General features: G+C 49.5%; 15 protein-coding genes. 2 read left to right on the plus strand and 13 right to left on the minus strand.

The window, feature by feature from the left end; translation table 11 throughout:
* Positions 1 to 460 precede the first annotated feature (460 nt).
* From ACFORK_RS16030 to ACFORK_RS16085, 12 genes are all read right to left on the minus strand, one after another.
* Positions 461 to 1,342, minus strand: coding sequence for a carbohydrate ABC transporter permease (locus tag ACFORK_RS16030; protein ID WP_379200632.1), 882 nt, complete (start codon positions 1,340 to 1,342; stop codon positions 461 to 463).
* 10 nt (positions 1,343 to 1,352) lie between these two features.
* Entirely contained in the window at positions 1,353 to 2,309 is a 957-nt protein-coding gene (locus ACFORK_RS16035; protein ID WP_379200634.1) for an ABC transporter permease, read from the minus strand.
* A 137-nt stretch (positions 2,310 to 2,446) separates the two neighbouring features.
* A complete protein-coding gene (locus ACFORK_RS16040; RefSeq protein ID WP_379200636.1) occupies positions 2,447 to 4,081 on the minus strand; it encodes a type 2 periplasmic-binding domain-containing protein in 1,635 nt (544 codons plus the stop codon).
* Positions 4,082 to 4,587: 506 nt separating this feature from the next.
* Entirely contained in the window at positions 4,588 to 5,304 is a 717-nt protein-coding gene (locus ACFORK_RS16045) for a DsbA family protein (RefSeq protein ID WP_379200638.1), read from the minus strand.
* A gap of 623 nt (positions 5,305 to 5,927) precedes the next feature.
* Positions 5,928 to 8,057, minus strand: coding sequence for an alpha-galactosidase (locus ACFORK_RS16050; RefSeq protein ID WP_379200640.1), 2,130 nt, complete (start codon positions 8,055 to 8,057; stop codon positions 5,928 to 5,930).
* Between the two features lie 12 nt (positions 8,058 to 8,069).
* On the minus strand, positions 8,070 to 8,888 hold the full coding sequence (locus ACFORK_RS16055; RefSeq protein WP_379200642.1) for a carbohydrate ABC transporter permease: 819 nt from the start codon (positions 8,886 to 8,888) through the stop codon (positions 8,070 to 8,072).
* A complete protein-coding gene (locus ACFORK_RS16060; protein ID WP_379200645.1) occupies positions 8,888 to 9,766 on the minus strand; it encodes a carbohydrate ABC transporter permease in 879 nt (292 codons plus the stop codon). Before ACFORK_RS16060 ends, ACFORK_RS16055 begins: the two co-directional genes overlap by 1 nt.
* Before the next feature lie 84 nt (positions 9,767 to 9,850).
* The gene (locus ACFORK_RS16065) at positions 9,851 to 11,173 is read right to left on the minus strand and encodes an ABC transporter substrate-binding protein (protein ID WP_379200647.1); all 1,323 of its coding nucleotides are present in this window, start codon (positions 11,171 to 11,173) and stop codon (positions 9,851 to 9,853) included.
* A gap of 127 nt (positions 11,174 to 11,300) precedes the next feature.
* The gene (locus ACFORK_RS16070; protein ID WP_379200649.1) at positions 11,301 to 12,890 is read right to left on the minus strand and encodes a response regulator transcription factor; all 1,590 of its coding nucleotides are present in this window, start codon (positions 12,888 to 12,890) and stop codon (positions 11,301 to 11,303) included.
* Complete coding sequence (locus ACFORK_RS16075; RefSeq protein WP_379200651.1) at positions 12,883 to 14,673, minus strand: sensor histidine kinase; 1,791 nt, start codon at positions 14,671 to 14,673, stop codon at positions 12,883 to 12,885. The genes ACFORK_RS16070 and ACFORK_RS16075 overlap by 8 nt, the downstream gene beginning before the upstream one ends.
* A gap of 1,202 nt (positions 14,674 to 15,875) precedes the next feature.
* Entirely contained in the window at positions 15,876 to 16,814 is a 939-nt protein-coding gene (locus ACFORK_RS16080) for an aldose epimerase family protein (RefSeq protein WP_379200653.1), read from the minus strand.
* A 137-nt stretch (positions 16,815 to 16,951) separates the two neighbouring features.
* The gene (locus ACFORK_RS16085) at positions 16,952 to 20,281 is read right to left on the minus strand and encodes a DUF5107 domain-containing protein (RefSeq protein WP_379200655.1); all 3,330 of its coding nucleotides are present in this window, start codon (positions 20,279 to 20,281) and stop codon (positions 16,952 to 16,954) included.
* A 161-nt stretch (positions 20,282 to 20,442) separates the two neighbouring features.
* Between ACFORK_RS16085 and ACFORK_RS16090 the strand changes: the two genes are divergently transcribed.
* Both ACFORK_RS16090 and ACFORK_RS16095 read left to right on the plus strand, forming a co-directional pair.
* On the plus strand, positions 20,443 to 21,336 hold the full coding sequence (locus tag ACFORK_RS16090; RefSeq protein ID WP_379200657.1) for an AraC family transcriptional regulator: 894 nt from the start codon (positions 20,443 to 20,445) through the stop codon (positions 21,334 to 21,336).
* Positions 21,337 to 21,433: 97 nt separating this feature from the next.
* Positions 21,434 to 21,625: a P-loop NTPase family protein gene (locus tag ACFORK_RS16095; RefSeq protein WP_379200659.1), complete on the plus strand. Its 192-nt coding sequence runs from the start codon at positions 21,434 to 21,436 to the stop codon at positions 21,623 to 21,625.
* Positions 21,626 to 21,733: 108 nt separating this feature from the next.
* Here the strand turns inward: ACFORK_RS16095 and ACFORK_RS16100 are convergent, their stop codons facing one another.
* Positions 21,734 to 23,347 (minus strand): extracellular solute-binding protein, encoded by a 1,614-nt coding sequence (locus tag ACFORK_RS16100; RefSeq protein ID WP_379201218.1) that lies wholly within the window; start codon positions 23,345 to 23,347, stop codon positions 21,734 to 21,736.
* Between the last annotated feature and the right edge of the window lie 59 nt (positions 23,348 to 23,406).

Below are 23,406 nucleotides of genomic sequence, written 5' to 3' on the forward strand. Positions count from 1 at the left end.
TGCACGGTGCGCTAGGGTATCTCTCTCCCGCTCGCTTTGCACAGCAATTTACTAAAAAATCCGTTGCGTGACTGTCCACTTTCTTGACAGAGGTCCAAAAATGCACTTATTTTGCTCAAATCATCCATTTCAACACAATTAAGGTACAAAAATGCCTTTATTTACATCGGAGTAGCCTAGGAGCAGCTTGAGTAACTTGGGCACTGATCGTAGCTTCAGAGCAGCTTGAGTAACTTGGACGCTGATCAAGTAGCTTCAGAGCAACTTGAGTAACTCAGGCGAAGATCGAGTAGTTTAGGCGCTGATCAAGTAGCTTCGGAACACCTTGAGTAACTTGGGCGCTGTTCGAGTAGCTTCGGAGCTTCGAAGCTACTTCCCTACCTTCCTCTCCGCTCTTTCCTTACCTTGCCTACCCTTACTTGCCTATCCCACTTTACTATCGCCAACTCCCCGCCTCCGCTCACCCTTTCAACGAACCTACCATGACACCCTTGACGAAAAAGCGCTGCACGAACGGATATACACACAGAATCGGGATCGTAGCTACCATAATTGTCGCGTATTTGATCGTCTCACCGATCTGCTGACGATCTCCGGCGCTGGCTCCGGCGGACATGCTGTCTGTGGAGTTGGCGATCAGAATCTCGCGAAGTACCAGCTGCAGCGGATACAGCTCCCGGCTCTTGATAAATACAGAGGCATAGAACCAGCCATTCCATTTATCTACCGCATAATACAGAATCATCACAGCGATGACCGGCATGGAGAGAGGAATGATAATCCGGAACAGTATGGTGAAATGGTTCGCCCCGTCGATTTTCGCCGACTCCTCCAAACTGTCCGGAATGCCCATAAAGGCTGTACGCATAATGATCAAATTGAACGTGCTGATCGCAAAAGGAATGATGGTCGACCACAGCGAATCTAGCAGCCCCACCCCTTTGACGACAAGATACAATGGAATCAGTCCGCCATTAAAAAACATCGTAAAAATAATCAGCACCATGAAGGCATTATTCCACAGCACGTTTTTGCGGGAGAGCACATAGGCGCCCAACGCTGTCATCACGAGGTTAACGGCAAGGCCGGCTACCACGATGAACATCGTATTGCGGTACCCGGTCAGGATGCCGGAGTTGGCCAGCACGCTTTTATAAGCATCAAAATTAATACCGAGCGGCCGCCACAGAATACCCTTATGTACCATCAGCTGACCGGAGTCGCTAAAGGAAGCGAACAGCACATACAGCAACGGGTACAGTGTGACCACAACAAGAAATGTCAGAAACACATAGATGCCGGCATAAAAAATTTTATCGAAAACAGAGCTTTCTTCCTTCATGGGTTTCACCTCACCACAAGCTGTTTTTGTTCACTTTGCGACTTACATAATTCGCAGTAACCAGCAGCGCCAGATTGATTACTGAATTAAACAAACCTACGGCAGAGCTGTAGCTCCAGCCGAATTCAAGTAGACCCTTCCGGTAGACAAAGGATGATATAACATCGGCTGTCTCGTATGTGATCGGGTTGTAGAGCAGAATGATTTTTTCGAAGCCGACATTGAGCAGGTTCCCCATTCGCAGAATAAGCATGATAGAGATGGTAGGTAAAATCCCTGGCAATGTGATGTAAAACATCTGCTTCAGCCGGCTGGCACCGTCCATACGGGCCGCTTCGTATTGCTCCACATCGATGCTCATTAGCGCTGCAATATAAATAATCGACTCCCAGCCGATCCGCTGCCAGATCTCTGACAGGATATAGATGGGACGGAACAGCTCCGGCTTTTGCAGCATGGCCTGGCCGTCATAGCCAAAATAAGTGAACAAAGTGTTGATAATGCCATCTGCATTCGTGAAGTCGGTAATAATCCCGCAAATGACCACAAGTGAAATAAAATAAGGCATATAGGTAATCGTCTGCGCTACCCGCTTGAAGGATTTGCTGCGCACCTCGTTGATCAGAAGCGCCAGGATGATGGGTGCGGGAAACTCAAAGATCAGCGAATACAGGCTGATGACGATTGTATTTTTCAATATCCGCCAGAAATAATAGCTGTTGAAAAAATCTTGAAAATGCTTTAGTCCGACCCAGTCGCTGCCCAGAATCCCCTTCATAGGGGAATATTCCTTGAAGGCGATGAGCGCCCCGTACATCGGGGCATAGTGGAAGATCAGATAATAGGCGATCACAGGGATCATCATAAGATACAGATATTTGTTGAGTTTAAAATCCCGGGCAAAGCGGCTGGTGCCCTTCGCAGGCTGGATGGTTTTGCTGCCCGGTACGGTCTGTGTTTTTGCCATAGGGTTGTCTCACCTCAAATCCAAATTGAGAGAGAGGGCGGGTGCCCTCTTGCTCTCCTTGTCTCCTTGTCTTCCTGCCATCCCGTCTCCTTGCCTTCTCCGCTACTTCGTTACTCCTCTGGTCCTGTCTTCCTCCCTTAACGTGCTTTGTAACGATCCAGTGCGGCCTGCTGAATAGCAATAGCGCGGTCCAGATGCAGCGAATTCATTTTGTCCACATAGCTTTCGTACTTATCAATCGGCTCTTGACCCAAAATAATCTTCAGCGTCATCTCATCCACCAGCGTGTTGATATCATTCATAATCGTTGCGTATTCGGAGCTTTCCTCTGGTGTCGGTGTGATCGGTGGCAGGCTGTACTTGGCTGCATCTGTGTTCTTCCAAATGCCTACTGCATCACGCTGGGTCTGCAGGGCAAAAAATTGCTCAGCATACCGTTTGTCCTGAATGAATGGACCGTTATAGCTGCCGCGGGCATACATCGAAATGGCTTGTGCCGGAGCCAGCTTGTCAGGATTTTTCATCAGCAGGTCGGTATATTTCGGATAACCGTCTTCCATGTTATAGCTGACGCCTTCTGTCCCGAAGTTAAAGAACAGTCGGCCTTCCTCGCTATAGCCGTAATCCAGCATTTCTACAGCCAGGACAGGGTCCTTAGCAGAAGTCGAGATAGCGACCGTTCCTTCAGAAGCGTACGCTTGATGCTTTTGACCGAACTTCGGAGTTTCTCCCTTGTTCAAAACCGGGTATGGTGCAGCGACCAGCACGGCTTTCGGGTCATTGCCCTCCACGAGCGGCTGCCATTTGCCAATCCCTCCGCCTGCGTTACCTACAGATGCGCCGGTTGCGCCGGAGGCCATGTTGCCGTCCAATGCCTTGGAATCAGCGGTTGCTATATTCTTATCGATCAGGCCATCGGCATACCACTGACGGAACAGCTTCAGGTATTCTTTGAATCCGCTTTCAGAAGGACCAAACTTAATCTTGCCATCCTCCTGATAGAAGCCACGCGTCACGCCGAAGGCACCCAGAAAAGCACCGTTACCAGATTCATTGAAGAAACGCGGTTTGCTTACGACTGCAAAAGGAGCCTTGGCGCCTTTTTTCTCCTTGAACGCCGTTAGTGTCTTGGTCCAGTCGTCGATAGTTTCCGGTACCGGAAGACCTAGTTCATCCAGCCAGTCCTGACGGATAATGGGTCCCTGGAACACCCGCAGGAAATCGTCACCCCGCACAAACGGGAAGGCATAATAGCTACCGCTGTCGGTCTTCACCATTTTGTCCACATCAGGATTGTCCTGTAAGTATTTCTTCAGATTCGGGGCGTGCTTGTCAATAAGATCGTTCAGCTTCAGAATGTATCCATCATTAATCGCTTTCTCAGGCCCCCCTGGAAAGTCGCCCAAAAAGTTGTATTCAATCATATCCGGCAAATCACCGGAAGCCAGCATCACGTTCAGTGCTTCCTTCACCTGTCCGGTCGGCGGGGCGGTAAACTTAAGCGGTACTCCGGTTTGCTTTTGCCAATCTCTAAAAAAAGGAACATCTTCATGCGTCGCTGCAACCCCGATTAAGTTGCCGTTGATTTCTCCCCAATAGGTGAGCTTCTTGTCTGTCTTGATGGGATAGGTCACTGCTTTACTGCTTGTTTCCGTATCATTCGTTGACTCTGTGTTTTTGCTGTTCGTTGCCGTCTCTTCTTTGGAAGAACACGCGGCCAGCGACGTCCCCAGCATCATGAGAACCAGCACAGAAGATAACCATTTTTTCATTACATGACCTCCGCTACTTTAGGTTATGGTGGTGAGATGCATCTCTTCCACAGAATAATGAATATGGAGGGCTGGCGATATGGTCAAAAACTGAATTTGGATGGTGATTTTGAGCCAGGGGGATGGATGATTTGAGAAATAGAATGGGCAAAATCGGGGATGGCGTGGATTTTGATTAAAACAAAAACAGCGGCCGACCATTGAAGTGCAGAAACTATGGATCAAAGGGCTCTCTGTTTCTTCAGAATCCCTATAATCCCTTCGCTTTGCTGTTCGCAGGTCAACCGCTGAATTTAGGTGAGAGTAAAATTACACCATACGCTTATGAAGTCTAAATAACTGCGTTTTTGCACCTTAAATCGGCTGTACCTAAGGGCATGATTCAATTAAGAGCATTTTTGTACATTAATTCTTCTAAATCATACTCTGCAATTTGTTTTCCCCAAGATAAACCACAATAATGCCCTTATATCCTTAATTCCAACTTTGTGATGAATCTTATTCTTTTAACGTGCCCCGGCAAGCTCCGCTTCAATAGCCGCTGCCAGTTGCTCATAGGAAGCACCCTGCAACAGCTTGCCATTCACCATAAACTGTGGAGTTCCATTCACGCCGTAGTTCGCTCCTGTTTTGAAGTCTTCTTTTACCGGAAGCATATACGTATGATCATCCAGGTCCTTGGCAAACCGGTCATAATCGATACCGCTGATGTTCTCCTTAACGAAATCCTTCAAAAACTTGGGGGTTGCCCAAATCTGGGTCTCATCGCCCTGGTGGTCATAAAGCTTGCTCATGAACTCCCAAAATTTATCGTTGTTCTGGGCAGCAATGGCTTCCCCTGCACTGGCGGCCATAATGGAATCACGATCAATAAAAGCATAGTTTATGAAGAAAAACTCCACCTTGCCGGTCTCGATAAACTCTTGTTGAAAACGTTCAAAATACATCTGCTTCCACTTTTTACACGCCGGGCACTTAAAGTCCGCAAATTCAATGACTTTGACCTTGGCGTCCGGGCTGCCCAGATGGGGCTGCTTCTCATATTTCAGACCTTTTGCGTCATAATCCCCTTTGATTTCCGTGTAGTTAGGCAGCCCCTTCAGATCGGAGCTTGTGCCCGAGCCTTTCAGAAATATTAGCGCTCCGGCAAGAATAAGCACGCTAATTGCAATTACTGTAAAAACATAAGGAAATCCCGATTTTGTCTTTGCATTCTTGGCCATCTTTTATTCATTCCTTCACGGTTGATAGATTATCTACCCAAGCTGGCGTTATGTATTGGGATAACAGGCTGGGTTTAGTTCGTTACAATAGTTACGGATAGATTTGCGATTTGCGATACATAAGTACGATAGGATAAGCAGCAGTATGTTCTTTTCAAAAAAAATTGGTCTACCTCATGTCCACAGTTCGCTTTCCGGAATCAACTGCTGCGCTTTATGTAACAACTCTACCCCTCCCCTGCCGACTGAACAATTGCGCTTTGTATTGTTAGCGCTTTCTATGTTTCGATCTTACCGTGTTCCCTCCTTGGCCGAAAGGTACAATTGAGAAACCTAGGTACACTTCTCCTGCCCTTCAATTCACCCGACAATCGAACAGCTATTGGACCTCCCGCAATCTACAGAAATCCAGCATTCAGATGTAATCAGTTATCTCTCAGCCAGTGGATGGACTAGATCACAACTTGTAATATAGCAACTGTTAATCCGGTCAGGAAACCGACCACTATAACGCAAAGAAGCGTCCCCCGATCAAGAATCGGGAGACGCTTCTTTTTTCGAAACTGCTGACGGCAACGATTTTGCCAGCTGAGCTGTCCATGCTTTTACCAAATATCTATCCGTTACGACTGGCGCGTCAAGCGGAACAACTGACTGGCATAATCGCCTTGCAAGGTCAGCGGCAGTCCAAGGTTCATCAGGCTGGAGCCATGCCATGTCATACCGGCTTCGCCCTTCTCATCTTGTACGAGATATACGGCGTTCGGGTCAAGCCCTTGCAGGGGCAGTCTTTTCTCCGCGGAACCGAAATACTGGGCCTGCTGGAAGGCGAAGACCACGCTCTCCTGTCCGTCATGGCTGATGTACTGGCTGGCTGCAATATCGCCTTCACGGAATGAGGATAGCCGGTACAGACTTCCCTCTGTGATGATATGGCGAATGTCTTTATACAGCTGCACATACCGCCCGGCTTCTGAAATTTCCTCATCGGACCAGTTGCCGATATTAGCTCCGATGCCAAGGCCGCCCATCATAGCACTGTGGAAGCGGAACGAGAGCGGCAGATTTCTGCCGTTCATGCCATGCGGTGATTCGGTCACCCAGCACATCATGACGGATGGGCTATAGGCATAAGTGAAGCCCTCCTGGATGGTCAAGCGGTCGCGGGCATCTGTATTGTCGCTGATCCAGGCTTGGTCAGCGAAGCGCAGAATGCCATGGTCGATCCGTGCACCACCACCAGCGCAGGTCTCGAATTCCACCTGTGGGAAGCGGCGTCTCAGCTCAGCCCAAATCTCATACAGGTGATCCACATGCTTGATCCATACGGATTGGCCCTCATGCTCTTTCAGCGGCAGCACCCCTGGCTCTGTGATCGTGCGGTTCATATCCCATTTAATGAAGGAAATGTCGTAGCTGCTCAGCAGCTCGGTCATAAAATCAAGCACGAAAGCTTTAACCTCCGGCATGCCCAGATTCAATAGCAGCTGATTGCGGAGCAATGTCCCTTCACGGTTCGGGAACTGATAGACCCAATCCGGATGCTGTCGGTAAAGATCGCTGTCCGGGTTGACGGATTCCGGCTCTACCCATAGTCCGAAATCCATACCCAGCCCTTTCACTTCATCAATTAGGTCCTGTAGGCCAAGCGGGAACTTCTCCGGGTTCACAGTCCAATCTCCGAGACCTGCCCGGTCACTGTTCCGGCCACCGAACCAGCCGTCATCCACGACGAACAGCTCTGTGCCCATTCGGGCCGCCTGCCGGGCCAGTACCGTTTGGCCTTCGGCAGTTACAGCGAACTCCGTCGCTTCCCAAGAGTTGTAAAGCACCCTTCTGATCCGCGACCCAGGAAGAATGCATTCGCTTTGGTAGCGATGCAGATTACGGCTCATTTGTCCGAATCCGTTCGCAACGAACCCCCCTGTAAAGACCGGCGAGGTGTAGCTCTCTCCCGGCGCCAGTAGGAACGAGCTGTCAAAATCATTGATCCCGCCGACGATACGCAGTCGACCGAAGCTGGACTTCTCTGCGACAATCTTCCAGTTGCCGCTCCAACCCAAGGCGCCGAACCAGACCTTGCCTTGGGTCTCGTTCGCTTGGCCACCATCAATCGCGAACCACGGATTGGCATGCGGTCCAGTGAATCCTCTTCTGGATTCCAGTACCTTCTTGCCCTCGGTTAGCGGCTGGGAACGGAGCTGGTATTCTCCGGACCAGCGGCCTGTGACATGGGTCATCCGGTAAGCAGGCAATACTGGGATCGACCACGCCGCAGCCATGACCTGGTTAATACTTACAGGCAGATCTTCTTCATTCTTGACCTTCACAACTCTTTCGACCAGATCATGTTGAACAACTGCCTTATAGCAGACCTCCACCCGCAACGAATAATAGGCATCGGTCAGAATGATCACCAGTTCATTGTCGCTGACAATCTCATGCCCACTGTATTGCAGCTTCAGGTCACGGACACTATCGCCGAATTTCACTTTCAGGCAAGGCTCGGTATAGCTGGTGCCTCCCCAGCCACCGTACTCCTCCATTTCGCCGTTCAAATCGGCGTCGAAGGAGCTGTGGGTGCGCAGGGCAAGCAGGCCCACGCAGTCCCGGGCCTCTACTGGCTCGCCCCAGTACAGGTGCTGTACATTACCTTTTTCATTAATGCCCAAGATATAAGAGGATTGCTTCATCCGGATTTCAAAAATTCGTTCCTGTTCCAAATACTGAATCGCCAACGTAAAACACTCCATTCACTTATCAGGTTATCCTTTAACTGCACCCGCAGCGATCCCCTTAATGATAAATTTCTGCATCAGCAGGAAGAAGACGATGACCGGGATCATCCCCATAACGGCATAAGCGAACGCCAGGTTCAGATCACTGCTGTATTGACCGAAGAAGAAATACTGCTGTAGCGGAATGGTCCGATATTGATTATCCTGCAAATAAAGCAAAGGCAGCAGGAAATCATTCCAGATGTACAAAGCGTTCAACACAACTACCGTTGCCGTCACCGGCTTTAACAAGGGAAGGATCACCCGAAAGAAGATTCCCGGCGTAGAGCAGCCGTCAATGGTCGCCGCTTCTTCGATTTCCCGCGAGATTTGCTTGATAAAAGCTGTATAGAACAGCACACCCATCTGGATCCCAAAGCCACCGTAGATCAGGATAATACCCCAATGCGTATTGAGCATGTTCAAGGTTTTTCCAAGCTTATACAAGGGTAGCATCGTCACCTGAAACGGAATCATCATTCCCGAGAGAAACAGCAGAAATATGATGTTATAAAGAGGCTTATTCCTTCTTGCGATCGAATAACCAGCTAAGGCAGATACCAGCACAATCAGCACCACAGATAAGCCCGTGATGATAAGACTGTTGCTAATCGCCACCGGGAATTTCGAAGTTTGCCAAGCGTGTAGATAATTAGAAAAGTCAAGGCTGGACGGCAGAGCATAAAAAGAATCAAAGGTTTGCTTGGCCGTTTTGACCGACATCAATACCGCAATATATAAAGGAAACAAAAAAATCAACGCCAATACCAAAACTAGTACAAAGACCGCAATTCGCGTCTTTTTCATTACATCTCCACCTCCCGTCTGCGGGAAATGGACATTTGCACAACCGTAACGATCACCAAGATCAGGAAGAACATCATGGACAACGCCATCCCGTATCCGCCCTGGAAGGAAGAGAAGGACGTTCTGTAGATATATGTGGACACGACCTCAGTGGCGAAGCCGGGACCCCCGTTCGTAGTTACAAAGACCAGATCAAATACCTTCAGCGACCCGGTTAGCACCAGAAGCAAATTAATGGTAACTGAAGGAGCAAGCAAAGGGAAGGTGATATGACGGAAGGACTTCCACACCCCTGCACCGTCAATCTTGGCGCTTTCGCTGAGTTCCTGTGGGATGCCTTGCAGACCGGCAATATAGATGATCATCGGCGAGCCAATCCCCTGCCACAGCGCCACAAGAATCAACCCGAACAAGGCATAATCAGGATTGCCGAGTGGACTTGTGACATCCAGTCCGAAGTGGCTCAGCAGTTGGGGAATCCCCGTGCTGTAGTTATAGCTCCAGATAAACCCCGACAGAACGATCGAAATCACACTCGGCAGAAAAAAGATCGTCCGAAATACATTGCGCAGCGGCAGAAAAGCATCCAGCACCAGCGCAAGCAACAGAGAGAACACATTCACAAGCAGCGTCAGTATGAGCGCGTATTTGGCTGTATTGCCAAGGGCCGCCCAGAAGCCGGGGTCCTGATACGCTTTTACATAATTAGCCCAGCCGATAAAAGCGAACTTATTGGACACGCCATCCCAGTTCGTGAAGGAGTATCGCGCTCCCATAATCAGCGGAATGACAACCGCCATAATAAACAGACAAATGCCCGGCACAATAAAAAGAAGGTACCACATCTCTTTCCGAATGGCCCGCTGGAGATTCCCCATAAGTCTCATATCCTTTCTTCACGCAGGCGGAAAGCACAGCACATGTCTCTGTGCCTTCCCCCACGTTTCTTTGTCTACTGAGCGCTATTTATGGTTCTTGCTCAACCAGTCGTCCATATTGGAAATAATCTGATCCGGTGTGACTTTCTTAAAGAACAGATTTTGCAGATTCTGATCGAATGGAGCCCGCCAGTCAATCGTCGTCTTCGCCAAATAAAGCTGGGAATCATAGGTCTGACCATTATCGAAGTACGATTGCAAATCCTTGATGGCCGGGGCAATATCGGTAGAAGTTCCCTTAACATAGCTTAAGGATTTGATGTTCTCTACCCAGGCATCCCCGCCCTCTTTGCTGGACATGAATTCCAGGAATTTAAGCGCAGCTTCCTTGTGCTCGGTCTTGCTGCCGATAGCCAGTGACGCGTCTGCGTTAAAGTCCAACTTGTTCAGACTCTCATCGTTGCTGAAGGGATACGGGAAGTAGCCCAAGTCATTGTTGTACAGATCAGGATTCTTTTTCTCGATATCCGGGAGTGGCCAAGTGCCCATATACATCATACCGACATTTCCTTTGGCAAAAAGATCGACAGCGCCGTTATAATCCACACCAAGTTGATCCTTGTTACCGAGCTCAAACAGCTTCGCGGCATGCTCTATTGTTGTTTTTACCGCAGGATTGTCCGCGAACTTCGCCTGACCTTTCTCTATCTTCTCGAAGAAGTCTGGCTGACCTTCTACCAAGGCACTGTTGCTCGGCAGATCGCGGGTATTCCACATGGTCATCGTCCATCCGTCTTTCCAGCCGAGGGCGAACGGAGTTTTACCCTCTGCTTTGATCTTCTCAGCGGCTGCGATCAGAGCATCATAGGTTCTCGGAACCTCAAGGCCCAGATCCTTGAAGATTTTTTTGTTATAGAACACTGCAATCGGGTTCGCGTTCAGCGGCATCACGTAATTCTTGCCACCTGTCGCCTGGCCTTTGACTACGCTTTCATCAAAGTTGTTCAAAAAAGGCTGGCCCGTAAGATCTGTCAGATAACCGCCATCCGCAAAGAGCTGCGTATTGAAACCAGCATTTAGCGTAAAGACGTCAATGACGTCACCGCCTGCCAGCTTGGTTTTAAGCAGGGTATAGTAATCATCGTATTTGACTGGCTGTATTTCGACCTTGATATTAGGATTTTCGCTCTCGAACTGCTCTACAATCTTGGCAATTTGATCGGTAAAATCGCTCTTGAAGTGCATAAACTTAATTGTCACCGGTTGTTCAGACGACTTATTGCCCCCACTGCTAGGAGCGCCTTCGGCATTCCCGCCAGCAGACGGCGTGTTATTTCCTCCACCACAAGCGGATAGCAAGGTACTCAGCAGCATGACACCAAGACTGATGGACATCCATTTTTTCAACGTAATTCCCCCTTCATCTAGTTCAAGCGTTGGACGCTAGCTCTTTTATGTCCTGCTTTTATCCTACCTGCTTCCGGGAGCAATCGTAATAAAATAAATGGTGCAACGAATGTTCAATTTTTTGTAATCAGTTCTGCTGGAGATGGCTGTCCCGATATTCCGAGGGTGTCTGTCCTGTGCTTTTTTTGAACACTTGGCTAAAATAACGCTGATTCTCGTAACCCACTAGCTCAGAGATATCGCTGATCTTCCGGTCAGAAGCACGCAGCAGCTCACACGCCTTCTCCATCCGTCTACGGGTCAGATATTCGATAAAATTCTCCGCGGTCACCGTCTTGAACAGCTTGCTTAGATAGCTCGGGTCCATGTGAAACCTTGTTGCAACATCAATCAGACTAATATCTTCAAAGTAATGGGCATCCAAAAAATCCGCGATGCTCTGAATCATCTGGATCGATTCGGATTCGTTACGGTCCGTACTGTATTCCTCAATCGCCTCCAGCCAGCGTCCCAGCAGCAAGGTGACCTCTGTGCTATCCATAATACCTGTGATGTACTGGGGATCAAAAACCGTAGGACGAGCCGATGCCATTAACTTCAGCTCCGAGACCGCCACATCCATGATCCGCACCAGCTCCTGCTGAACCTCACTAACCGTGATAACTCCGTTTCCAGCCACCTTTGTCAAATAAATCTGCAGTAGCTCCCGGACCTCCTTCACATTACCAGAGGCCACCGCTTGCCGGAGAGCCTGCAAATCAAAGGAAGTTAGAAGACCGACGTTCTGGACCTCGGCGTGATCCTCTGCCAGGTACAGGCTGCACCCGGAATCATGCAACCGGGCTCCCCCGATGGCTTTATTCGCAGCACGGAACATATGCGGTAACTCCGCCAGCTCACTGAAAGACGGACTAAGTCCGGCACAAACCTCCAGCTTCAGCATCCGGTGAACAGCCCTGTGGAACTCCGATAACCAGGTAGGCCCCTGCGCCTCGTCCGATAGCGATTCCTTCAGTACTAGACAAATCCGCAATCGATCATCTGATTTGTAGACCAGTGCCAGTTCATCCTGGAGTAGCTCATGCAAAATGTTCTCAATGCTGAACATCAGCAGATCGGCATTGCCGTGAAATCGGGTACGGGCTGTCTCCTGAAACTGCCGGAACATCATCACTACCAGCCGGGAATGCTCCATCCCAAGAGGAATCTGCAATTCCTCCTGATGCTTAAGGATGTCTGATGGATTGGTGATCCTTTCTCCGGTGACATTTTGCAGAAAAGCGCTCCGCTTCAGCTTGAGCAAATCCACGGCTTCTTTTTTCTGCTGCTGAAGACTCCTGTATGTGCGGCTAAGTTCCGCCGCCTTGATCATCGCGCTGCGCAGATCGCCGAGAGACACCGGCTTGAGCAAATACTCACAGGCCTGATAACGAATAGCCGCCCGCAAGTACTCGAACTGGGAATACCCGCTGATCACAATCACCCGGATATCACTGTGATGCTCATGAAGATGCTCCAGAAATTGCAGTCCATCCATAACTGGCATGTTCATGTCGGTAACCACAATATGCGGCTTACTGACACCGATCAGCTTAAGTGCCTCTTCCCCATGTCTAGCTTCTGCGATGACCCGGGCATCCAGATTCAGTTCGCTGATCATCTTGCTGATCGCCCTGCGGCCCCATAGTTCATCGTCTACGACCATCACTTTATACATGCTTAGCCCCCGCTTTTCTATATGGAATCGTGATCTTCACCGTCGTTCCCTCACCTAGCCTGCTATCCACCGTAAGACCGTAAGGGGGGCCATAGAATATCCGAATCCGCTCATGGACATTCCTCAGTCCAATGGATACACCCGAGAACACTTCCGTAACAGGATTGGCAAGTGCAGCTTGCAGCTCAGCCAGCTTCTCTTCCGTCATACCCGTCCCGTTATCGCGGATGACAATCAGCACATCCTCCCCCTCCCGCACCGCAGTCACACTGATCAACAGTCGATGATGATCCTCTTGGCCCAAGGCATGCATGGTGGTATTCTCCATGATCGGCTGGAGCATAAAACGAATCATCGAGCAATCCATCAGTTCCGACTGCACCTCAAACTCCGTCTTTAGCGATTCCTCGAATCGCAGCTGCTGGATGTACAAATAGTTGTTCAGGTGTGCCAGTTCTTGACCCAATGTCGATTCCATATTGCCTTCATAGAAGCTGTAGCGGAACATATCCCCAAGGGCACGGCACATCTCATGAATCTCATAATCCCCGATCAGCACCGCTTTGCCACCGATCGTCTGCAATGTGTTATACAGAAAATGCGGATTAATCTGCATTTGCAGCGCCAGAAACTGGGCTTCCTTGTTCCGCAGCTGCATTTTATACTCCTTCTCGATCAGTTCCTGAATCTTCTCTGTCATGAAGTTAAAGTTCGCCATCAGCTCTGACAAATCATCATGCCAGCGATTGGGCTTCAGTGTGGTGTTGAATTTCCCTCTCCGGACGGCGCGCATCGCTTTGCCGAGATATTGAATCGGTCTCGTGATGAACTGCTGTGCCAGCAGAGAGAAACCTGCAATGACGAGCATGACCAGTACAAGTACAATGATAGTAATTCGCAGCGTGTTCCTACGGTTATCGGCCAGCTCTGTACTAGGATAAAGGATGCTCAGCCCGACGTTGGCATGATCCAGGTAGGAAGTGCTGGTCAGCAATTCACGGTTTTGCGAAAAATGCAGCTGGTGTGCATGGCTGTCGATCATCCGCTCCGGACGGATGTAGGGCTTGACCTCCCCGGCATAAGCATCACTGGTTCGGTAAAAGGTCTCTCCACGCTCATTCTGCAAAACGATCACATTCGGCGCGCGATTATACTTTTCCATTTTCTTATAGAAGTCTTTGCCCTTCACATAAAAGAGCAAGGAGCCGAACTTCTTCTTATAGAACGGATCGTATATGGTCATCGCATACACAAAAAGATCCTGCTCAATCACAGGATCCGTATAAGTGAACATCAGGGAGTGCTGAAAAGGCAGATCAGGAATCTCCCGATAATGGGGAACCTGATCGTTCAGGGCAATGACATTGTAGCTATCGGCTCTGGACCAGCTGTCCTGAACGGTGTTATCACTTCCAAGCACGGTAATCTTGATAATATCAGCATTATTGCTGACCACAAGTCGATAGTATCCCGCCAGCGACTCCCTGATGTCCATAATGTTAGCATCACTATAGTTCGTTCCATTCTCCATCAGGTCAATGACCCGCTTGAAGCCGTAAACCTGGAGTGCCGAGGTCGATAGATTACGAAAATACTGATCCAGATTATCCGACACATATTCAGCATTCTGGTCAGAGCTGCGAATCATCGCCTGCTCCAGCGAACTGGTGCTTGTCTGGTAGAACAGATAGGACAAAATCAGCAGGGGGACGAGGGAAATCACCATATTGCTCCATACGATTTTGGTCCGGATGCTCCGGTTCATAAACAGCCATCTGATCATCCCTGTGTTCCTCCTGCTGTATAAATTGAGCTTTTTCTTCTATTCTTTCCTATTATATAAGACGAACTTTAGATCGGAATATAAGATCCGAACTTCAGAGCTGAACGTAAGATCGGAACGTAGATCCGAACGTAAGATCGGAACGTCAGATCCGAACGTAAGGCGCGATCGTCACTACGGTAAATGTTTGGACTTTCGGCCGCTGTTGTCCCCAGATTTCTTCTTTATAAACCGCTTCTAGCGGTTGAAACCCAGTAAGTTTATGCTTACGGGTGCGAGCTTCTCCTATGGAAAGCTTCCAGGCATGCGCTCCCGATGCCAGCTTCTCCTAAGGAAAGCTTCCAGGCATGCGCTCCCATGCTAGCTTTTCCTATGGAAAGCTTTCAGGCATGCGCTTCCGCTCCTACAGTTCCAAACCTTCCCTTTCATTGCTTCTCGCTATATAGAACGCATTAAAAACAAACATTGCCGAGAAAAAAGAGAGCTTATTTAAAAAGGAGCAAAGTGTAATTAACGGCATTTTTGTACCTTAAATCCTCTACATCTAAGGGTTAATGGAGATTAAGTGCATTTTCGTACCTTAATTCTTCCAGAATACCCGTCCAGCGTGTTTTTTTCGGAAATTAAGGTGCAATAATGCACTTATTTACCTTATTCGTCCATATTAAAGAAAAATAAGGTACAAAAATGCTCTTAGTTGGGAAGTTGGCCCTCTCGTTCACTGTTAAGGCGACTGGTGAACGGGAATTTATCGCCTCTAGTGACAGCACTGGATTTGAACAGCCATGGATTATCGTCTTGCTGCTGACAGTCTATGTTCGGATGCTAGCTTTCCTACAGAAAGCTTTCAGGCGGACGCTTCCGATGCTAGCTTTTCTACAGAAAGCTTTTAGGCATACGCTTCCGATGCTAGCTTTTCTACAGAAAGCTTTTAGGCATACGCTTCCGATGCTAACTTTCCTATGGAAAGCTTTTAGGCATACGCTTCCGATGCTAACTTTCTTATGGAAAGCTTTTAGGCATACGCTTCCGATGCTAACTTTCCTATGGAAAGCTTTTAGGCATACGCTTCCGATGCTAACTTTCCATAGAAAAGCTTTAGGCGAACGTTTCCGCTCCTACAGTTCCAAACCTTCCCCTTCATTTCTTCTCGCTATTTGTTTTTTTCTTTTATTCTGTCCTATTATATTAAATTTCCCAGTTTAAACAAGGCTCACCTCAAGGTGCCAGCGGTACACTTCGCCGCCAGCAACAATGGCCACTTCGTTCCGCCGCACGGCCTCTCCGAGATGATCCATCCGTCCGGTGGCCGGTTCCAGCGCAAGCTGATAATTGCCACCAAATCCGCCGTAATTGGCCCATACGGCCAGGTAAGGAACCTGTTCAGCAGGGTAGCTGAACGTGATGGACTCTCCGGTCGCAGGATCGCTAACCGCTGCGAATCCTCTCTCTGCCTTGCCGGTGAAATAATATTTCTCGGCAAATCGTCCCCCATTAGGCTCCGTCACACTCAAATCGACGGTTCCGTCAGAGCTAGGGGCCAGAGGCCAAGGCTGTCTGTCCCCGAAGACGCCGAGCCTTTCCTCTGCCGAATAGGAAATCTCGATCTCATCGAGACCATTCGGCACATGCAGCTTCATGCCCGCATGTACCTCCAGCAGCGGATGGGCCGCCCAGAGGAAAGTGAACGGTGCAGCGGATGTGTTCGTGACGGCATAGTCTATCCGCAGTGTGCCATCCGCTGTGAAGGAATACGTCTTCTCCAGCAGGTATGGAAACTGTTCCCCTTTGACCTGACAGTGCAGGCCGGTTCCTGTGCCATGTGCTTCCCACGGAAGAGACCAGACCTCCCCATGATCCGGGATGGTCCTGCCTTGCCAAGGCTCCAGCGGATACTCACAGGGATCGATGCAGGGAAACATCTCATCCCAGCCGCTCTCATCCCCATTCGGGAAGGGGGAACCATATCCCTCATTCCCAAGTGCTTTTCCACTCCGCCATAGCCATTCCCGTCCGGTCCGGGTGTTCCGTAGCGACACCGCTTTGGCCCCCAGCCCCGGCACTATACAAACCGAGAGCAGTGCTGATTCGCCAATCCAGACGTCATGGCCTTCGATTTTGCTTTCCCGCCAATGTGTCATGCTGTCCCTCCCTCTAGACTACCAAGGGATGATCATCGCAGAAGGTCCTGTCAATGATCATCCCTTGGTATTTCTCTATTAGTCCTCTTCCAATATTCACCTGACAGTATTCTGTCAGTGTTCGTTATGTGCCACTATCACAGGTTAAGATGGATCAGAGCTCCCTGATGATTGACTTCTAGCGCCAGCACCTCTTGGAACCGGATCTTGGCTTCTTCTGTACGTCCCAAGCCTAGTAATCCGAGACCCAGCATGTAGCGGCAGTGAATTTCATTCCGTCTGTTCAGATCATCCTCGAAGACAAGGAAATCCGGGAGTGATACGGCAAAGTAGTCGAATTCCACTTCGTCGAACAGATGCTTTTCTGCGTAATCCACCAGCTTGTTGAAACGACGTTTGCTTTCCTTCTCCACCTGGAGCTTCTGCCAAGCCAGCCCTTGATAGAAAATCATATCTGGCGGCTGATCGTTGTAATACATCGCTCCGGCAGGCTCCTCAAGACCTTGTGAAGCGGCGCTCCAGTAGAATTCGGCCTGCTCTTTGTTATTCAGACCCTCGTACGCGTTACCCAGGTAGTACAGGATATTATTCTCCTGCGCTCCGTCCAGCTTGCCTTCCCCGAGGTTCTCAGGATAGACCCGTGCCTTAAGCAGTAAGGACGCCGCTTCTTCGAAGTTTCCTTCTTGCAATTTCTTCTTACCTAGCTCCACATGGCCGAACACATACTGTCCGGTCACCTTGCCTTCTCCGCCCTCCCAAGGGTGGAAATGGCGTGTTTCCAATGCCTGAATGGCCTCTTCGTGGCGCCCAAGAGCATTGAGCAAGGCTACGAATTCCACATACAGATCATCACGCTTGCTAACGAGGTCTGGATGAGCCTCTAGCTTGGCATAACGCCAATCAGCAGGGCGACCCAGCTTCTTGTAAAGCTGATCCAGCTCATAGAAGACGCGTGCATCAGCCGTGTTCAATTCAAAAGCACGTTCAAGCGACTGAAGGGCAGCCTGTGGATCATTGCATTTGTTGAAATAGGCCAGGGCTAGATTGCGGTGTACTGTTGGAAAATCGCCCTGAAGCGACGCAGCCGCCTCCCAGCGGGCGATGGCGTCCGCATGGCGCTTCTTGTCATATAACCAGTTGCCCAGATAGTAGTTCGCCATGCCATCGGCAGAGTCTGCTGCGATAGCGCTCTCCAGTACAGCCAGATCGAGCAGGCTGTTCGGGAAGCAGTAATCGGCAGGCGCCTGGCTGCCGGCCAGGCGATGTGCTGCCGCAAGCTCGGACGATCCAAGCTGTTCGTAGGCATAGGCCAGCGTGTAGTGCAGCATCGGATAAGCCGATGTGCTGGCATCCGGTGCGATCCGTGCCATAACCTGCACGGCCTCTTCATACAAGCCGGAGCCGATATAATCGGCAGCCAGCTGCAGCGTGTTGTGAACATCGCCGCGCATGAAGCGCTCCAGTTCAGCCAGCGCAGCTTCTGCCTGAGCGGCTTCGCCCAGCGCTAGCAGTGCCGCCCACCGTTCGTTGGCGGCTCCAAAGTCGGCGGGATCGAGCGTCAGCGTCTCTTCCGCAAAGGCCAGACCCTTCGCAGGCTTACCCAGCCTGCGTAGCAGCGCCGCCTTCAGATGGCGCGCCTTGTAGTTGCGGCTGTTGCGGATGAGCGAACGCTCCACCAGCTCCAGCGCTTCACCGTATTGCCCCTGGCCGCTAGCGATGCCAGCCAGCGAGAAATATCCGCTGTCCTGCCAAGCGGCGGACCATACAGCTTTGTAGAACGCAGCGAAGGCTTCCTCGCTCCGGTTCTGCAATTTCAAGGCCATCCCGAGCTGATAATAGGCTTCGCTATCATAAGGGTTCGGGTTGCGCCAAGTCAGTGCCTTCACTGCGGTACGGAAGTGTCCCTCTGCCTCGGTATAACGTCCGCGGCGCAGCAGCAGCGTGCCGTATGCCGTGTTGATTCGGATATCATCCGGGTCGCGCTTCAGCCCTTCGAGGTAGTACGACTCTGGCTCGAAAGTCGCGTGGCGATATTGCTCAAGGTGCAGGCCCGCCAGATACAGTTGTTCATTCGTCAGCAGCTCATGCGGCTTCGGCAATGGCTTAGCCGCATCCGGTACCTGCTCAATGGAAGGCTTCGCCGGACGGTAGGCAATTAGCAAGCTTCCTGAAGCATCTCGCACCGTAACCGTAAGATCATGCGGAAGGTCGCCGTCGTCCAGCGAGATCACCGACTTGTAGGTTGAGGTCGGGGAGAGTGTCACTACATCGGAGACATAGGTACGTTTCCGGCCCTTCAGCTCAATCACGGCACCCTCGAAGACCGAGGTAGCATAGGCAAGCACTGTTGCTGTGCGCTCTGCCTCATCCACCTCCAGATTGACAGCGGCTTCAATCGAAGCATTCTTGACCACGCCGATATCTTTATATGGCATAAAATACTGCTTAAAGGATTTCTCTTCATACGGCTGGAGCCATGTGAAGTCCGGCTGGTTGTCCGTGAACACGCCTGTCATCAATTCAATGTACGGGCCGTCTTCATCGGTCAGATTGCGGTCCCAGGCCTGGCCGAATTCGCCATTACCCCAAGTCCACTGCTTCTTACCCGGCGAGACGTGGTGGTTCGCCACATGCAATAGTCCAGCCTGCACTCCATGGTCGTAGCCGCCCACGAAGTTAAAGTCCGACTTGTAAGCCATATAAGAGGTCGGTACCGGGATATTCTTGTAGCGAGAAATATCGACACCTTCGGAATAGTCCTTCTTATAATAGGTGCCAGTCGCAATCGGGAAGCGCGACACATCGCGTTTGCCGTGGTCAAAAACTGCGGTCACGTCTGGCGGGAACACAGACTGTGTATGGTCATTGACGGCAACCGCCGGATTTGCCCACCACAGGAAGGTTTGTGGTTCCGGAGTCCGGTTGTACATCTGCGCTGTAATTTCTATATAAGCCTTGCCAGGATGCAAGGTAAAACCTGCAGTTACTTTCGTGCCGCTCATCCGGTCAATCTCGCTGACCCAAACTGTAGCGCTTCCATCTTCGCCCTGCTCCAGCCGGTATTCCACCGGACCAAAGGTGTTTGGACGGTGATGCTGCGGCCAGTTGAACTCAATACCACCGGAGATCCATGGCCCGGTCAGGCCGACCAGTGCAGGCTTGATAACCTGGTTATAATAGACAAAATCATAGTCATTGGTTTTGTCGATCGCCCGGTAGATCCGTCCGCCGATCTGCGGCATAATCTGGATCTGCACGAACTCATTTTCCAGAAAAACCATCTGGTAAGATTTCATGACCTTCTCATCGTAAATTTTATCAATGACAGGAAGCGGATATACGCGTCCGGAACTTCCTTGATAGACCCGCTTTTCCAGGAACATCGGATTCTTATCCGGCTGGCCGACTTCATAGGTAGGAATCTTGACACTTTTCTCCCAAATCTTCACTTCTTGAATTGTTGACACGGGTGTCCATCCTCTCTTGTAAGGGATTCGCTTGCTATCCTTATCTTACGAGTAAACAGGTGTAGACACCATTGACTATCTCATGTGTATGATGGACTATATGATGATTACGGTCGATTGATACATTTGACAAAGCAATTGCACACGAGCATAGTATATACATGAAAAATATACGAATTGAAGAAGGCTTCAATGCCCAGAAACTAATCGTCCTGCCGGATCATATTATTAAAGATTATGCTCAGCACCCTCTTATCCGTCCACTGCATCTAACCGATATCGGCTACTTTCCGCTGGCACAGCATCACTACCGGGAACGTCCGGAAGGCAGCGCCGCTTATATCATCATCTACTGTGTCAACGGCGAAGGCTGGTACCGAGTACAGGGTCAGAAGACACAGCTTCTGCAAAAGGGTTCTGCCGTCATCATCCCTGCGGGAATAGAGCATGAATATGCCTCTTCCACCGAGCATCCATGGAGCATTTACTGGTGGCACATGAAAGGAGAGAACGCCGCCGACTTCTTCTCCGGGAGTGACGGGGCATGTGAGCCGATTCCGATCCCGGTCGATAAATCGCTGAAGATCGTAGAGCTGTTCGATGAATGCTATGAGCTGCTGCAAAAAGGCTACACCCTGCACCATATCATCTATGTCTCACAGCTTGCCTGCCATCTGGCAGCTATCCTGAAGTTCTCGCAGCTTCAGCCGCTCTCCAGCCAGCAGCAACGCCACAAGCATGATATTGAGCGCTCCGTGAAGTTTATGACTGAGCATCTGGAGGAACATTTATCGCTCAAGGAGCTGGCAGCGGAAAGCAAGCTTTCCATTCCCCATTTCACACATATGTTCAAAAAAGCGACCGGGTATTCTCCCATCGATTATTATCTGCGTCTCAAGGTACAACTGGCCTGCCAACACCTCGACCTTACCGATCACAGTATTAAAGAGATCAGCCATCGGCTGGGCTTTCAGGACCCCTACTATTTTTCACGACTGTTCAAGAAGATTATGGGGCTATCTCCTTCCCAGTACCGCAGCACGCATAAAGGGTAAAGGGCTGTGCTTAACTGCACACTAGTATTGATCATCACATAGTATCAAGCCAGCCACAAACCTAACTATTATTCTAAGGACCAATGAAATGCATGTTATGTCTACTTCTTTCCCTAAGAGAAGACCAGATATGGGAGAAGGTTGCGAGGAGAGATTCTCCTTTGAGTTTGGAATTTTAATAAGACTTCAACAATTAGCCAAAGAAAAGACTGCTATCGTCTTGAAATCACCAAAAGTGATTAAACATTTTTTAGAAAATAACAGTTATCCGCAAAAAAATAACCCGTAAGCACGTCGCCTCAGGCAGAGGTTCGTCTTACGGGTTATCTATCAATTCAGGAACAGGCTCTCCTTCTCAAAGTAACTCAGCAAGAGACCTGGCCTTCATCTGGGCTAATTATTTTCCGCCCCACAGCTTCATACGTTCTTCATACTTCTGGTTGATAATTTCTTCTACCTTCTCATCGCCGGCCTTTTTCATATCGTCAAGCATCTTGTCGAATGTCGCATTGGCTTCAGCTTCAGTAGGAGCAATGATTACTCGGGTAGTACTTTGTTCCATAATATCTTTGACCTTCTGAGCTGTCAGTGCTTCAGGTGTACCGCCATCAGGAGTCAGGTTATCATATTCCGCTGTATCCCAAACGGAATCCCCAAGGTTCTTGATCGCCATTTCATCTACTTCATTGCGTTGGAATTTAACCGGCATATCGTAAGGCTGTCCGTTCGGATCCAGACCATTCTTGATGAACCACAGCCATTTGCGAACGCCGCTCTTCTTCACTGTATCATCCCAGTTGTCTTTGAAGCTTTGCAAGAATGCAGGGTCCGGTTGTCTCTTGCCATCAACCATAGTGTAATTGGTTCCTTCTTGACCCCACAGCAGCAAATGCTGACCTTCATCACTTGCCAGGAAGTTGAACAGTTTCATTGTTTCTTCTGGGTGTTTGTTATTCTTCGTGATGGCAATAGCATCCCATCCAAGCGAGCTTCTAGGTCCAAATGTCGTTTGGGCAGGGTCTGTACCAGGTGCGACAACCTTGTAAGGGAAGAGCTGGTTATCTACGCCGCCATCCTTCTTCAAAGCTGCATTACCATTACCTGGATCCCAGTAAGCGCCTGGTGAGGAGAATACTGCGCCAGTAGCAAGCTTTTGAACCCATGTTTGCGTTTTACTAATAGCAAATTCTTTCTCGATCAGACCTTCTCTATACAAACGGTTCACATAGAGCAGCATCTCACGATACTTCGGATCCTTCACATCATACTGCAATTTTCCGTTGTTATCGTAGTAGGTCTTCATGCCCCACATACCTTTGAACGTACCAAGATTGGCACCCATATTCTCACCGTTCATCGTCATAGGAACGGATTCTTTTCCATCGATAGTCTTGTGTTTCTCTTTAAAATTCTTCAAAAGCGCTTCCAAATCATCAGTTGTAAGTGGTGTAGAACCATCTGCCTTATCTGGAGCCAGTTCTGCAAGCAGATTTTTTCTCATCAACATACCGAAGACAGGATCACTATCCAGTCCATACCAGTTCGCCAAATAATAGTTTTGGCCGTCTTTATAGCGTGTTTTAGTCAACGTGTCGCCATACATTTCTTTCACGTCAGAACCATATTTTTCAATCAATTCATCAAGTGGTACGAATGCTCCGCTTGTAATGTACTTATCGAGTGAAGCGTCCCCACGGCTCATTACCACTACGTCCGGATAGTCACCGCTGGCAAGCATCAAGCTCAGCTTCTCTGTCGGGTTTCCCGTAGGCTGTTGTATGGAGAGCGAGATGCCAGTCTTTTTAGTGATTTCCTGGGCAACAGCATCTGTAAAGGGCTCTCCCTTTGTATTAGAATCAAACCAGGTTAGTGTGATCGGCTCTTGTTTTTTATTGTCTCCTGCCGTTTGGTTTGTATTGTCTTTACCGTCGTTAGAACCACATCCCGCCAATAAACCAGCAGCTAGTGCAGCCGTCATACCTACGCTCATCCATTTGTTTCTCTTTATCATTGACACCCTAATTCCTCCCATTGAATAAGTTACTTTACATGTCGTTCAAGCAACCAAGC

This window comes from Paenibacillus sp. GCM10012306 (genome assembly GCF_042649265.1).
Lineage (GTDB): Bacteria > Bacillota > Bacilli > Paenibacillales > Paenibacillaceae > Paenibacillus_AQ.